Genomic DNA, 13,834 nt, shown 5'->3' with positions numbered 1-13,834 from the left:
CTTGTAAAAAGCCAGGTGTATTGCACAGCCCGCAAAAGAGCAATTTTTAAATCCCATCGAAAATTGAATAGCATGTTATTTTGATAGTCTACTTACTACCTGACGTAAAAAGGTAATGGTTTTGACTTCCCAAAAAGAACAAATGAAAATCAACTTTAATGAATTTATGCAATTGCACGTTAAGGGCGTACGTAATACCGGTATTGTGTTGGTTGTACTGGGTGTTTTAGCTCTTATTTTGCCCATGGCTGCCACACTTGCCATTGAATTATTGCTCGGTTGGCTAATATTTCTTGGTGGGGTAACCCAAATCTTGCACGCATTTCGTAGCAAAGGCGTGAGTCGTTTTTGGTGGGAGATCGGTATTGGGGTGCTTTATTGTGGTATTGCCTTGGTGTTATTAATTAATCCCATGCAAGGGCTGGTAACCATTACCTTACTGCTGACCATTTTATTTTTGGTAGAAGGGGTTTTTAAAATTATATTGGCCCTACAACTTTGGCCCACATCTACCTGGTTGTGGCTTCTTTTTAGCGGCTTAATATCGGTCACCCTGGGGGTCATGATTCTGTCAGATATATCCGGTCATGCCAGTTGGGTATTGGGTTTGTTGGTGGGGATTAATTTTGTGTTTGCAGGGTGGGCATTGATCAGCCAGGCCAGCCATTTTAATTCTCAAGCGCGTTAACATCAAAAGTGAGACCAGGCCCTAACTTAATTCCTCTTGTGTTGCTGTTTGGTCAGAGTGGTAAGCCAATACAGAGACATCTGTTGTAACCTTTATGTCAAAGCAGCATTGTCATTTCATGACGGGACGCGCTAACGCGTCTTGATATGTTCATTCTGGTTCGGAGAGTTAATGAAAATTGAAGTATTAATAGCAGACTATTTAAGTGACCAACATGCAAAGGATATGGGTTACCTCTTAAATAACTATGCAGAAGATCCTATGGGGGGAGGAACGCCTTTGTCGGATTATATTAAAAAAAACTTAGCCAGAGAACTATCAAAATTGGCGCATGCTTTTAGTGTTATTTGTTATGTTAATAATAAACCAGCTGGACTAGCTAATTGCTTTGAGGCGTTTTCTACTTTTAAATGCCAGCCCCTTATTAATATACACGACATAGTAGTCGTTAATGAATTTAGAGGACTTGGGATTAGTCAGCTAATGCTATCTAAAGTTGAAGAGCAAGCCAAAAATAAAGGCTGTTGTAAAATCACGTTAGAAGTTTTAGAAGGCAACAAAATCGCTCGTAATTCATACCTGAAATTTGGATTCGATGGCTATGAATTAGATCCGGAAATGGGTAAGGCTTTATTCTGGCAAAATACACTTTAAACAGATGATACAGAAACATCTAGGTTCATTATTGCACAGGTAAAAGTTCACCACTTTTTTGGTATCTGGGTCACTATAAATTATGTGTCGCTGTTTTTGGCAGCTAAGTGCTGTTTAAAAAAATCCAGTGTGCGTGACCAGGCGAGCTCTGCGGCTTTGGGGTCGTAACGGCTGGTGGAGTCATTATGAAAACCGTGCTGGGTGCCTGGGTACACATGGGCCTGATAGTCGACCTGATTGGCCTTTAAGGCAGTTTCGTAGTCGGGCCAGGTGGCGTTGACTCTTGGATCATTCTCGGCAAAGTGCAGTAATAGAGGCCCTTTTACTTGGTTGATCAATTGCTCATCTGCCGGGGTGCCATAAAAGGGCGCGGCGGCGTCAATCATCTCTGGCAGACTGGCCGCCAGCATATTGCTGATATAACCGCCAAAACAAAAACCGACCACGCCTAACTTACCGTTACCCTGAGGGTGTTTTTTCATGAATTTTGCAGCGGCGATAAAGTCTTGTTCTATTTTGCTTTTGTCCATGGCGCTTTGTAAATCGCGCCCCTCATCATCATTACCCGGATAGCCCCCTACCGGGAACAGGGCATCGGGGGCAAAGGCGATAAGTCCAGCTTTGGCCAGTCTGCGGGCCACATCTTTAATGTAAGGGTTCAGCCCACGGTTTTCGTGCACCACTAATACCACCGGTGCCTTGTGCTTAAGCTCGGTGGGTACCACCAGATAACCCTGACCTGTGCCATGGCCTTGGGGTGAGTCAAACTGCTCATAACTGGCTTTGATGGTTTCATCGTTGAATGATACTTGTTCGGCTAAGGCATAGTTGGGGGTCAGAGCGCCTGTAAGGGCACCTATACTTAACCCTGCTACTGAGAGTGACGCTAGGCGGGTCATAAAGGTGCGCCGGTCTATGTCGCCATGGGCGTATTGGTCATACCAATCGAAGGCTTGCTGGGGAATACTGACTGGGGCACTGGCTGACATAACGGGCTCCTGATAGTTGACAAAGGGCTGCCATCATTCTAGTTAAAACATCTTAGAATGCCAACATAAGGGACTCACTCCCCTATCTGTTTGTTGAATTACCTTAGCGTAATCTGTCCAGGGTGCTTTCCAGGGCAGCCATGCCTGTGGGTAAATTTAATTTATGGCCTGAGTCGATAAAAGCTGAACCTAGCGCGTGAATGGTGCGAAACAGGTTATGAGTACGGCACTGTTCGCCCATTTGGCCGATACGCACAATATTGGCCCCAAAGGAGCCGGATATTTCTACCCGGTAGCGGTTAGACATGGTGCTGAGTAAGGCTTTGCTCGTAACGTTGTCAGGCAGGCGAATGCCTACCACTGAGTTTAGCCGCGCTTGAGGCTCAACGTATAGCTGCAAGCCCATGCCCTCAATAGCGGCTTGTAAGGCCAAAGAGCAGCGTTCATGGCGAGCAAAACGCACCGGCAGAGTCTCGTTACATACCAGACGCAGGGCCTCATGAATAGCTAAGATCCCGGATACCGGGGCGGTATAGTGGTAAGACTTTTTATACCAGAATTGGTCGGCTAACTTGGCATCCAGGCACCAATGCCGAAGCTGATCGGTGCGTGACTCGATAAACTGCCAGGCATGGGCGGAAAACCCCACTAGCGATACCCCGGGAATACAGGACAAACCTTTTTGACCGCCGGTGATCACCGCATCTATGCCCCAGTCGTCCATGGCTAGGGGCATGGTACTCAAGGTACACACCGCATCAACTATCACCATGCAGTTATGTTGCTTGGCAATTTGGCAAATTTTAGCCAGCTCCAGGTTATGCACAGTATTAGACGTTTCGCCTTGCACTATGGTCAGTACATCGGGTTGGTACTCAATGATATGTTGTTCGATAAGTGCCGGGTTGGCGGCCTGGCCTTCTTCAATGATGACTTTATGCACCTCGGCGCGAACGCGGCCAGCCATCTCGGCCAGTCGGCTGCTGAAAAAGCCGTTACATACACTTAGTACTTTATCCCCGGGTCGCACCAGGTTAGCTATGGCCATTTCCATGGCGGCCGAGCCTGGGCCGGCCACCCCTAACATATGGCCGTCTTCGGTTTGAAACACGTAACGAGACATGATTTTAACCTGATCGATAATTTGCGCCATGGTATCACCAAGATGATTGATCACTATGCCGTTGGCCGCTGCAACCTTGGCCGGAATAGGCACAGGCCCTGCGCCCATCATCAATAAAGGTTCATCGGGTAAAATATTATCGAGGGGAATAATTCCCTGAGGCACACGAATAGACACAAACTCTCCTGGATGATTAAACAATTGAAAATACAGCGCATTAGCATATCGACATGTAGCTTTGGCGCATAGACAAAAGTGACGTCAATTGCTGAAAAATGTGCAGATAACCGCACAATCTAAAGTTTTGATGAAAGGTATATTGAAACAAAAACAGTGGAGTATTTTGTTTACACCAGGGTTACAAGTAATTAACAAGTTGCGCCTTGGAAGGGTTGTGTTCTATCTGGTATTCATTTAATTTGCCGACACAAGGGTTAAAATTATGACCTACAAGTGCTGATAATTAGAATAAATGCACTCTGTTCTGAGTGATAACTTCAGGCACATTTCTGATAAGCAACAAGACGTTAGAGAACTATCCAATGAAAAAAAATAAACTTAAGCCGTTAGTAGTAGCCACACTCCTAGCTTTGGGTGTCAATAGTGCCCAAGCTGCCGATCGTTACATAATCCAAGTGGATAATGCCGGCAAAGGGATTGTCAAAGCCTTGGCCAAGCAGTTTGGTGGTGACATAAAAGTAGATGCCGATGGATTTATCGCGGCGGAATTCGCGGGAATGAGTCTTGATGATGTCAAGGGTGTGCTGAAAAACCCCCATGTAAAATTAATTGAACAAGATTTTGTGCGTAAACCTATGGCTCTGTTTAATGATGACGCCGGTGATCCCATGGTACAGCAAGTTACGCCTTATGCTGTGTATCAGTCGCAAGCCAACCAATTGACATTCAACCCAGGTGCGGGCATGAAAGTGTGTGTCATTGACTCTGGCCTGGATGCTTCTAACCCTGATTTCATCTGGAGTAACATAACCGGTGACAATGACTCAGGCACAGGAAACTGGAACCAGCACGGCGGGCCGCACGGCACTCACGTAGCGGGAACTATTGGCGCGGCCAACAACAGCTACGGTGTGGTCGGTATGGCACCCGGTGTCGACATGCATATCATTAAAGTATTTAACGAAGCAGGATGGGGCTATTCGTCTGACCTGGCACAAGCTGCACAGCTGTGTGGTGCTGCGGGTGCTAACCTGATTAACATGAGTTTGGGTGGTGGCGGCGCTAATAGTACCGAAGAAAATGCCTTTAAAGCCTTCAGAGATGCCGGAGGCTTGGTCGTTGCTGCAGCCGGCAACGATGCTAACAACGTACGCTCCTATCCGGCCGGTTATTCATCAATCATGATGATTGGCGCCAATGATGCCAACAATGTTATCGCTGATTTCTCCCAGTTTCCCAGTTGTACTAGCGGACGGGGAAAAAATATCACGACCGATGAAACCACCTGTGTGGAAGTCACTGCTGGCGGCGTGGATACCTTATCGACTTATCCTGCAGGAATGGCGACAGCATCGACCCTATCTGCAGATAGCAGTGCCTTTGCTTCGTCAGCGATGGAAAACTTAGGCAGCGCCTTTGGCAGCACCTACTTCATGGGTACCGCACAAAGCACAGATGCCAACGCAAACGGCAAAGTCTGCGTGATCGACCGCGGGGTTATTTCATTCTTTGATAAAGTCAACAATTGCGAGCAGTCTGGCGGTATTGGTGCAGTGATCATCAATAATGAGGCGGGCATGTTGTACGGCACCTTAGGAGCTACAAATACCACTTCGATTCCCGCGGTTGGCGCGGCGTTTGAAGACAGAAGTGCCCTGTTAGCGGCCAGTACTATGGATGTTTCAATCGGTGCTAGCGATTACGGCTTTATGAGTGGTACGTCGATGGCAACCCCAGCCGTAGCAGGTTTAGCTGCATTGGTGTGGTCTAATCACCCAAGCTGTAGCGGCGAAGACATTCGCGCAGCCTTTAAGGCGACAGCACAAGATGGCGGAGCAGCAGGCAAAGACGTGTACTTTGGCTATGGCATAGTTAAAGCCGCGGATGCAGATGCCTACCTGACTGCCAACAGCTGTGGAGCAACGCCTTCCCCAAGTGGCACTTTCACGCTGACGGCGAACGGATATACTGCCAAAGGCAAGAAAAACGTGGATCTGAATTGGAGTGGCGCGGCGACAGGCAATGTGGATATTTATCGTAATAGCCAGTTGATCCTGACGACGGCCAATGACGGTGTGCATACAGATTCAATTAGTACTAAAGGCGGTGGCTCGTATAGCTACCAAGTATGTGAAGAGGCCAGCAGCAACTGTACTACCACCGTTAATGTAGTGTTTTAATTTAACCCCATGCTACAACAACAAAAAAGGTGAGCTAAGCTCACCTTTTTTATGCATACCGCAGCGTCATGGTTGGATTAACGTCTGTGCCTGCCCGTAATAGCGCTGTGCAAAACGGCCTAACAAGCCAACCTGCTGCAGTGGTTAATTTAGCGTTTAAAAGCCAAGAACAAGCCGACCACTACTGCAACTGCACCACCGATTAAATACTGCATAGTTTGGTCGCTGTAACTGCCGGTCAGGGCTTCACTCATTTCGCCCAGGGGCGATTCAGTTTGGTTAAAACCAAAAAATATCAATAACGCGCCTATTACAATTAATGCCAAACCGAGGATCTTCGTGATGTTCATAGTATTCTCTTTTGTTGTTTTTCATGGAGTTACCTCACTAGATTGCCATAACCTAAGACACAAAAAAAGCGTCTCTTATAAATACAACTTAAAGCGAATCGAGAATCGATGGGTCAGATCACCTTGATTTCACATTATCAAAATAGTTACGCTAAGCGTTTTATTAACCCTGTTTATTGGCAATCTCCCAATTATTCATAAAACTCGCCAACTCTTTGTCTGAAGCTCGGGGGCTGGCATTTAACGCCTCAAATACGCCAATCTGGTCTTGTTCGCTGCGCTGTTGGCCTAGTTTGAGCTTGCCTTGCATATTAATAATGTCTAAGCGAAAAGACACGATCATCTGATTTAACTTGGCCACATAATCGGCTGCGTATATCTCATCCTCTTGTTTATGTTGTGGCTCATAAATATCCAGCAGTTCAGCGGTAATCTGGGCATTTTGTGACATATCCAGTTGACTGGCCTTAGCTTGCACATGCACCGCAGTATAATTCCAGGTAGGTACGGCAGGAGTGTTTTGATAATAACGGGGTGAAATATAGGCATGGGGGCCAGAAAACACCACTGTGACAGTTTGAGTATCGAGAGATTTACATTGACCGTTAGCTTTGGCCATGTGGCAGTGCAAATAACCTAGACCTTCTTTATGAGCATGAAAAGCCATAGGTATATGTGTGCCTTGCAGTGGATTCTCACTCATTAACAAAGCAAAGGGATATTCCTGGATGAAACGCTGGCACTGGGTTTCATGCATCTGCATATTTTTGGGTACGTACATGGGTGCCACACTTTGTTGTTTTTAACGGATTTTAGCTTGATTCAATCAACTATTAATAGAAGGGATCAATAATAACCGAGCAAGTATATGTTTAACATCTCATCGGATAAAATAATTTTACATTTAATATCAATGTTTTACATAACATTAACCTTAAGTGGATAAGGCTAGAAAGGCGAGCCCAATGCTGTACAATGCCGCCGCTTGAAGCACTGAGCTGTTGGGAATTTATCCAGCCTGATTAGTTTTTTTGCCGATTTTTTTGGCCGAACAGGAGCACATAGGTTATGCATTGCGCTACTCACAGATTTTACGAAGACGTACTGGCCATTTTAAGTGGCACCATGTTTGTAAGTTTGGGATTGGCGATCTTTAAGTCTTTAGGATTGCTGGTGGGTGGCACAGCAGGTATTGCCTTATTGCTGAGCAAATTCATCGCAGTGGATTTTGGTTTGCTGTTTTTCCTGGTCAACCTGCCCTTTTATTATTTGGCCATTAAGTATTTGGGCTGGCGCTTCACCCTTAATACCTTGGCGACTATTATCATGGTCTCGCTGCTGGTGGATAATATGCCGCTATTTATCTCTTTGGAGCATATCCAGCCGGTATTCGGAGCGATAGCCGGGGGTATGCTGATTGGTATGGGCATGCTGATCATGTTTCGGCATAAATCCAGCCTGGGCGGCCTGGGTATTCTGGCCTTTTATTTACAGGGCAGTCGCGGCATCAGGGCGGGGTCGTTTCAATTAGCGGTAGACAGTGTGATCGTGCTGATATCAATGTTTTTACTTAGCCTAGACCTAATGCTGCTGTCTTTGCTGGGCATGACCACCATGAATGTCATTCTGGCGGTCAATCACAAACCCGGTCGTTACCATAGCAACTACGCCGAAACCCTGGCGGAGCTGGCAAAAATGCAGCCGGAATAAACTGAAAATGGAAAACTCTTTATTGAGTGGAGTGATTAGCGGCCTGGGGTAGGCTAAAAGCGCCGACTCACTTTGGTTTTTTGGCTTAAGCTTTATCTCCATTCTGGGTTTTGTTGGCCATCATAATATTGGCGGCTTGTTGTATTTCTGCCTCACTCATGTTGCGTACCGGGGTGGCCAGAGACCAGGTGTGACCAAAGGGGTCTTTTAAACAACCAAATCTGTCTCCCCAAAACATCTCTGCCGGCTCCATGATAACAGTCGCACCTGCTTGTTGGGCTTTGTGCATGGCTGCATCCACATCAGCTACTACCAGATGAATAGTGACAGGTGAATTGCCCAAAGACATGTGGCTGGCTCCCTGGCATTCCGGGTTCTGTTCGGTGAGCATCATAGATGAGCCGTTAATTTTTAGGGTTGCATGCAAAATGCCCCCATCCGCTGTGGTGATGGCTAATAATTGTTCTGCACCAAAAGCTTGTTGGTAAAAGGCAATTGCTTGTTTGGCGTTAGCACAGACTAAATATGGGCTTACGCTATGTGGGGTGAAATCTGACATAGATAATATCTCCTGGCGTTAGTTATCTGTGGTGCTTAGGGTGATTGTTGAAGCAACAGCCAGAATAGATATTATGCCGGTTCTGGCCAGTCTGAATAAAGCTCCCAAGGAAAAACTTCTGGCGTCACCATGCCGCTTGCCGGGCTAATGGTCAAGGTACAGATTGAATTATCTGGTCAAGTCCGTTATTGCTTGAGCCTAAGGTTGGATTATCCCCGGGTGTGTCAGCCTAACTGGCAAACAGCTGGTGTATATCTTTAAACGCTTTGAATTCAAGGGCATTGCCGCAGGGATCGAGTAAAAACAAGGTGGCCTGCTCGCCAACTTGACCCTTAAAACGAATATAGGGTTCAATCACAAACCCCACTTGGGCCGCTTGTAGTTTAGCCGCGAGTTGCTGCCAGTCGTGCCAGGGCAGTACTACTCCGAAATGGGGTACAGGCACGGCTTTATTGTCCACCTGATTCGGTACGGGTTGGCTGGGCATGGCGGCCACCAGATGGGTCACCAGCTGGTGGCCATAGAAATTCCAGTCTATCCACTGCTCACTGGCGCGACCTTGAGTACAACCCAACAGGTCGCCATAAAAAGCGCTGGCCTGAGCCAGGCTAGTCACGGGTATGGCCAGGTGAAATGGAGACACAGACATAGTTTTCCTCTTGAGACATTACGACTGGTGGTAAACAGACATGCTTATCTTAGGGCAAAAAAAAGCCGCTGAGAAGCGGCTTAAATAAATTTAGTCACGTTGTTGCTTACACTTCAAACGGATGACGCAGAACTATAGTTTCATGACGATCCGGACCGGTGGAGATAATATCTATGGGTACCCCGGTTAACTCTTCCAAACGCTTGATATAATTTTTAGCTGCCTGGGGCAACTCTTCATAACGCGTCACACCAAATGAGTTTTCACTCCAGCCTGGCATTTCTTCATAGACAGGGGCGATCAGGTCGTAACCGTCAGCTGCCATAGGGGGAACGTCTTTGACGTTACCTTGGGCATCTTGATAGCCGGTACAGATACGCAAAACTTCCAAGCCGTCCAATACATCCAGCTTAGTCAGACAAAAACCGGTAATAGAGTTAATTTGCACGGCGCGTTTCATGGCCACAGCATCAAACCAGCCGGTGCGTCTTTTACGCCCTGTGGTGGCGCCAAACTCGTGCCCTTTAACGCCTAGATGTTGACCGACTTCGCAATCTAATTCAGTGGGGAATGGGCCAGACCCCACTCGGGTAGTATAGGCTTTCACTATGCCCAATACATAATCCAAATGCAGAGGGCCAAAACCCGCACCTGTGGCCACGCCGCCTACTGTGGTATTGCTTGACGTCACATAGGGATAAGTACCGTGGTCGATATCTAACAAGGTGCCTTGGGCGCCTTCAAACATGATGGCATCGCCGCGTTTGCGGGCGCTATCCAATACGTCGGTTACATCCACCACCATGGCTTTTAAAATATCGGCCACAGCCAAAGCATCGGCCAGGGTTTTGTCATAACAAACCGGCTCAACCTTGTAGTAGTTGGTCAAGACGAAGTTATGATACTCGAGTACAACTTTAAGTTTTTGGGCGAAATCCTGGGGATTAAATAAGTCACCGACTCGTAATCCACGTCTGGCTACCTTGTCTTCGTAGGCTGGGCCTATACCACGGCCAGTGGTACCTATAGGTTTGTCACCCCGGGCTTTTTCCCTGGCTACGTCTAGTTCGACGTGATAGGGCAGGATCAGGGGACAGGCTTCACTGATGCGCAAGCGTTCCTTGACCGGTATGCCTTTGGCTTCGAGCATTGCTGACTCTTTGAGCAAGGCTTCCGGGCTCAGTACCACGCCGTTGCCTATAATACAGGTCACGTTTTCACGTAAAATGCCAGAAGGGATAAGGTGCAAAACGGTTTTTTCACCGTCGATCACCAAAGTATGACCTGCATTGTGACCCCCTTGATAACGCACTACATAAGTGGCCTTATCAGTTAACAGATCTACGATTTTACCTTTACCCTCGTCGCCCCATTGGGTGCCGAGTACCACTACATTTTTAGCCATGGGATAGAGAAACGTCAGAAAATTAGGCGGGGATCCTATCAAATTTCAACTGCGAGCTGAATATTTAAATTCAGGAATTTGTTAAAGCAGGAAAAATAGGCCCACTGCCCCTATGGTCACAAGCGCACCACCTATAGTACGCAACTGATTTTGTGGTTGGCTGGCAAGCTGCAATAAATAGTTTCGCCATTTATTCGGAAACAACATGGGGCCAATGCCTTCCAATATCAGCACGAATGCCAAGGCCAGTAATATACTCTGTGTCACAGGTTACTCTATCAGTGTGGGTTTGCAGCCATGATATACTACTTAGGATTGATCATCTTTAGTTCAAAACTGAAACAGGTGCCCTTACCCAGCTGACTTTCGACCTTAAGATCCGAATCCAATAAAGCCATTAATCGCTGGCAAATAGCCAGGCCCAGCCCCGCATGGCTACAGGTATCCTGTTCGGCATTGGAGGCCTGATAACGGGCATCGAAGATAAAGGCGATTTCCTTGTCACTGATCCCCACACCCGTGTCCCGTATATCCACCCTGATTTTGGCCGCCTGCCTGGATATTAGCAATTCAATCTTGCCGAAACTGGGGGTATGGCGAATGGCGTTGGCAATCAGGTTAGTCAATACCCGCTCCAATTTGCCAATATCGGCAAATACCTGATAGTCAAACTGGCTGGGGCTGACACTCAGCTGGATATTTTTAGCCTGGGCCTCAAGGGCAAATTTGGCCACCACATCATGCAGCAGTTCTCCCAGGGGGAACGGCTCTTGATTGAGGGTAACCTGGCCACCTTCAAGGTAGGCCAATTCAAAAATCTGGTCGATAAGATTTTTAAGGTTTTTGGCATTTTTCAGGGAAATGTTTATAAAATGATTGCGGTCTTGTTCGCTTAAGGTGTCAGGGTTTAATGCCAATGTTTCGATATAACCCTGTAAACTGGCCAATGGGGTGCGCAGATCGTGGGAAAGGTCAGCTAACAATACCCGGCGCTGGCTATCAATCTGACTCAGCTGCTCGAACTGATTGTCTATATGGGCCAACATGTCGGTAAAGGCACAGCCCAAACGGTCCACTTCGTTATTGCTATCGCGTTGCCACCTGACTAGATCTGACGGCAATTTTTCACGTTGAAAATCTGCGGCTCGCACTTTTTCCATATCATCGCTGAGACGATTGAGGGGCGCGGTAAAATATTTAAATAGCGCCAGCAAGGCGAACAATAAAATAACTAAGCCTGAGGCAAATAAGAGCGCCACTTCGCGCATGCTCTGACTGTTTTTTAACCCGGCTAAAATCGACTCGTAACGTTGACCGCCGATGATCACATACAGGTAGCCTTGTAATTGCTCTTTGTTATAAACCGGCGCTGCGGAGAAAATTTTGTGCGCGCCGGGCTGACGTGGGTCGTCAGCCATAAGGGGAAAGTCAGCACTGCCAGCAATCAACTGTAAAATTGGCTGGAGATCGATTTGTTGGGCCTTGACCTGGCCAGGCTCGGCGGAGAAAGTTAAAATTTTTCCGTTTGGGTCAAGGTAATAAAATTCAAAACTGGGACCCAATATCATCAGGGAATGAAACAGGTTTTGTAATGCTGCAAAATCATAAACTCCTTGGCTTAACAAGGGATTGTCGTGAACCAGGTGATCCGCTAAACCTATATGCAATTGTTGTTGGGCTTCTTGTTGAGTCAATTGTTGCCATTGTCCTGTCCACCAAAAGCAGGCAAACATGATCAGCATAAATACCGCCACTAAAGACCCGGCCAGGCGTTGATAAAAGCGAATTTTCATTGGTCGGATACGCCCTGGGGACTAAATTTGTAGCCTACGCCCCACACGGTTTGCACGATTTTTGGCGTGGTGGCATCTTGTTCAATCTTGGCGCGCAGGCGATTGATATGGGAATTGACTGTGTGTTCATAACCACTGTGATGATAACCCCATACAGATTCCAGTAACTGACTGCGACTGAAAACCTGATTGGGATGACTGGCAAGGTGATACAGCAATTCGAATTCCGTGGCAGTTAACTCCAATTGATGGCCGGCCACCAGTACCTGATGATTTTTTTGATCGATACTTAATGTGCCAATTTTCAATGGACTATTGGACTCGACTTGACGCTCGCTGCTGGCCTGTTGCAGCACATGTACTTTGCGCAGTTGGGCACGCACTCTGGCTTGTAATTCTCGTACACTAAAGGGCTTGGTCATGTAATCATCGGCTCCCAACTCCAGGCCTAATACCCTGTCTGTTTCGGAATTTTTGGCAGTTAGCATGATGATAGCCTGTAGGGGGTTTTGCTCACGCACTTGGCGACAGATATCCAGGCCACTTACTTTAGGTAACATGATATCCAGAATTAATAGCGCGTAGTCATTGTGTAATGCCTGGTGCAAAGCTAGGTCACCCTGGCTTTGATGGTCGGTTTCTACTCCCAGTTCCAACAAATTAACCCGGATAAGTTGGGCTATATCCAGATCATCTTCGACGATCAGTATTTTATCAGGCATGGGCTGCAACCCTTTGGTTAAAGACAGATAGAAAGAGCCAATAGCCTGGATCTTTCACAAGCTAGCCGCTTTTTTTTAAGGGGCTAGCTTTTCTTTTGATGAGCCTTTAAATTCAATGAGTGCGCGTTATTAGAATGCGCACCCCCGGCGTATCAAATTTATGCTGGGAAGACAGGACTGAGCCGGTTAAACCGTCATCAGCACTGACCACCCCTGGGTGCATAGACACATAGCCCGTATCGGTACGTGTAGGGTTGAAGCCTTCACCGCCGTCCGCAGGACCCGGCATAGTGCCCGGGGCTTCACTATTCTCTTCTGTGCCAGCATCATATATGCCGGCTGCGGTCACCCAACTATCACCCACTGCTAGTTGGCTCAGATCCCAGGCATTTAGACCGCTAAATCCATCGTTGGTATTGACCAACATGCTCGCTACGCTGATTTTGGCGTCGGTTACATCTTCCAGCGTAATGCTGATGCTTTCCTGATCCCCAGGCATAATGGGCCCTGCCCCGGATACGCTAACCAGTCCCAGACTCAGCAAGCCGCTGTTGTCTCCGCCTTCGGCCATTTTTTCCAGTTCCACCGACGGTACTGCCCCGATGGTCCACAGGTTACCGCTGGCATGTAATACTACGGCTACCGGTGATAACGGCTGGGCGTTAGTTAGGTTAGTGACGGTGATCTCATAACTAACATCGACGGGGGTTGGCTGGGGAGCCGGAACCTCTACTTCGACTAACTTGTCATCACCACAGGCACTGAGGCCTAGTGGTAGGGCCAGAAATAACGCCAGGCGGTAAGGTCTAAGGATAAATAATTGAGCCATAAG

At 47.3% G+C, this 13,834-nt stretch carries 15 protein-coding genes; 4 read left to right on the top strand and 11 right to left on the bottom strand.

Features of this window, described 5'->3' with window-relative positions:
- Positions 1 to 121: 121 nt before the first annotated feature.
- Positions 122 to 688 (top strand): HdeD family acid-resistance protein, encoded by a 567-nt coding sequence (locus AC3RV5_RS22555; protein WP_489729802.1) that lies wholly within the window; start codon positions 122 to 124, stop codon positions 686 to 688.
- 171 nt (positions 689 to 859) lie between these two features.
- Positions 860 to 1,342, top strand: coding sequence for a GNAT family N-acetyltransferase (locus tag AC3RV5_RS22550; protein ID WP_489729801.1), 483 nt, complete (start codon positions 860 to 862; stop codon positions 1,340 to 1,342).
- A gap of 80 nt (positions 1,343 to 1,422) precedes the next feature.
- Here AC3RV5_RS22550 and AC3RV5_RS22545 read toward each other — a convergent pair whose 3' ends face one another.
- Positions 1,423 to 2,331, bottom strand: a complete 909-nt coding sequence (locus AC3RV5_RS22545; protein WP_489729800.1) for a dienelactone hydrolase family protein — start codon at positions 2,329 to 2,331, stop codon at positions 1,423 to 1,425.
- Between the two features lie 103 nt (positions 2,332 to 2,434).
- Positions 2,435 to 3,631 (bottom strand): pyridoxal-phosphate-dependent aminotransferase family protein, encoded by a 1,197-nt coding sequence (locus AC3RV5_RS22540; protein WP_489729799.1) that lies wholly within the window; start codon positions 3,629 to 3,631, stop codon positions 2,435 to 2,437.
- A gap of 365 nt (positions 3,632 to 3,996) precedes the next feature.
- Here AC3RV5_RS22540 and AC3RV5_RS22535 point away from each other — a divergent pair, with 365 nt between their 5' ends.
- Positions 3,997 to 5,814 carry a S8 family serine peptidase gene (locus AC3RV5_RS22535; protein WP_489729798.1) on the top strand — a complete coding sequence of 606 codons (1,818 nt, stop codon included), beginning with the start codon at positions 3,997 to 3,999 and terminating at the stop codon, positions 5,812 to 5,814.
- A gap of 149 nt (positions 5,815 to 5,963) precedes the next feature.
- Here AC3RV5_RS22535 and AC3RV5_RS22530 read toward each other — a convergent pair whose 3' ends face one another.
- A complete protein-coding gene (locus AC3RV5_RS22530) occupies positions 5,964 to 6,164 on the bottom strand; it encodes a DUF3185 family protein (RefSeq protein WP_489729797.1) in 201 nt (66 codons plus the stop codon).
- A 163-nt stretch (positions 6,165 to 6,327) separates the two neighbouring features.
- Positions 6,328 to 6,945 carry an FMN-binding negative transcriptional regulator gene (locus AC3RV5_RS22525; RefSeq protein ID WP_489729796.1) on the bottom strand — a complete coding sequence of 206 codons (618 nt, stop codon included), beginning with the start codon at positions 6,943 to 6,945 and terminating at the stop codon, positions 6,328 to 6,330.
- A gap of 287 nt (positions 6,946 to 7,232) precedes the next feature.
- Here AC3RV5_RS22525 and AC3RV5_RS22520 point away from each other — a divergent pair, with 287 nt between their 5' ends.
- A complete protein-coding gene (locus tag AC3RV5_RS22520) occupies positions 7,233 to 7,874 on the top strand; it encodes a YitT family protein (RefSeq protein ID WP_489729795.1) in 642 nt (213 codons plus the stop codon).
- An 85-nt stretch (positions 7,875 to 7,959) separates the two neighbouring features.
- Here AC3RV5_RS22520 and AC3RV5_RS22515 read toward each other — a convergent pair whose 3' ends face one another.
- From AC3RV5_RS22515 to AC3RV5_RS22485, 7 genes are all read right to left on the bottom strand, one after another.
- A complete protein-coding gene (locus tag AC3RV5_RS22515) occupies positions 7,960 to 8,433 on the bottom strand; it encodes a VOC family protein (protein WP_489729794.1) in 474 nt (157 codons plus the stop codon).
- 229 nt (positions 8,434 to 8,662) lie between these two features.
- Complete coding sequence (locus AC3RV5_RS22510; RefSeq protein WP_489729793.1) at positions 8,663 to 9,082, bottom strand: VOC family protein; 420 nt, start codon at positions 9,080 to 9,082, stop codon at positions 8,663 to 8,665.
- 106 nt (positions 9,083 to 9,188) lie between these two features.
- Positions 9,189 to 10,487, bottom strand: a complete 1,299-nt coding sequence (locus AC3RV5_RS22505) for an adenylosuccinate synthase (protein ID WP_489729792.1) — start codon at positions 10,485 to 10,487, stop codon at positions 9,189 to 9,191.
- 81 nt (positions 10,488 to 10,568) lie between these two features.
- Positions 10,569 to 10,754 (bottom strand): DUF2065 domain-containing protein, encoded by a 186-nt coding sequence (locus AC3RV5_RS22500; protein ID WP_489729791.1) that lies wholly within the window; start codon positions 10,752 to 10,754, stop codon positions 10,569 to 10,571.
- A gap of 38 nt (positions 10,755 to 10,792) precedes the next feature.
- On the bottom strand, positions 10,793 to 12,280 hold the full coding sequence (locus AC3RV5_RS22495; protein ID WP_489729790.1) for a sensor histidine kinase: 1,488 nt from the start codon (positions 12,278 to 12,280) through the stop codon (positions 10,793 to 10,795).
- Positions 12,277 to 13,002: a winged helix-turn-helix domain-containing protein gene (locus AC3RV5_RS22490; RefSeq protein ID WP_489729789.1), complete on the bottom strand. Its 726-nt coding sequence runs from the start codon at positions 13,000 to 13,002 to the stop codon at positions 12,277 to 12,279. The genes AC3RV5_RS22495 and AC3RV5_RS22490 overlap by 4 nt, the downstream gene beginning before the upstream one ends.
- 112 nt (positions 13,003 to 13,114) lie before the next feature.
- Positions 13,115 to 13,831 (bottom strand): spondin domain-containing protein, encoded by a 717-nt coding sequence (locus AC3RV5_RS22485; protein WP_489729788.1) that lies wholly within the window; start codon positions 13,829 to 13,831, stop codon positions 13,115 to 13,117.
- Positions 13,832 to 13,834: the final 3 nt, after the last annotated feature.

The organism is Paraglaciecola sp. IT1134 (assembly GCF_058068185.1).
Note: the sequence above shows the minus strand (reverse complement) of the source record. Positions and strands in the feature narration are given on the sequence as shown.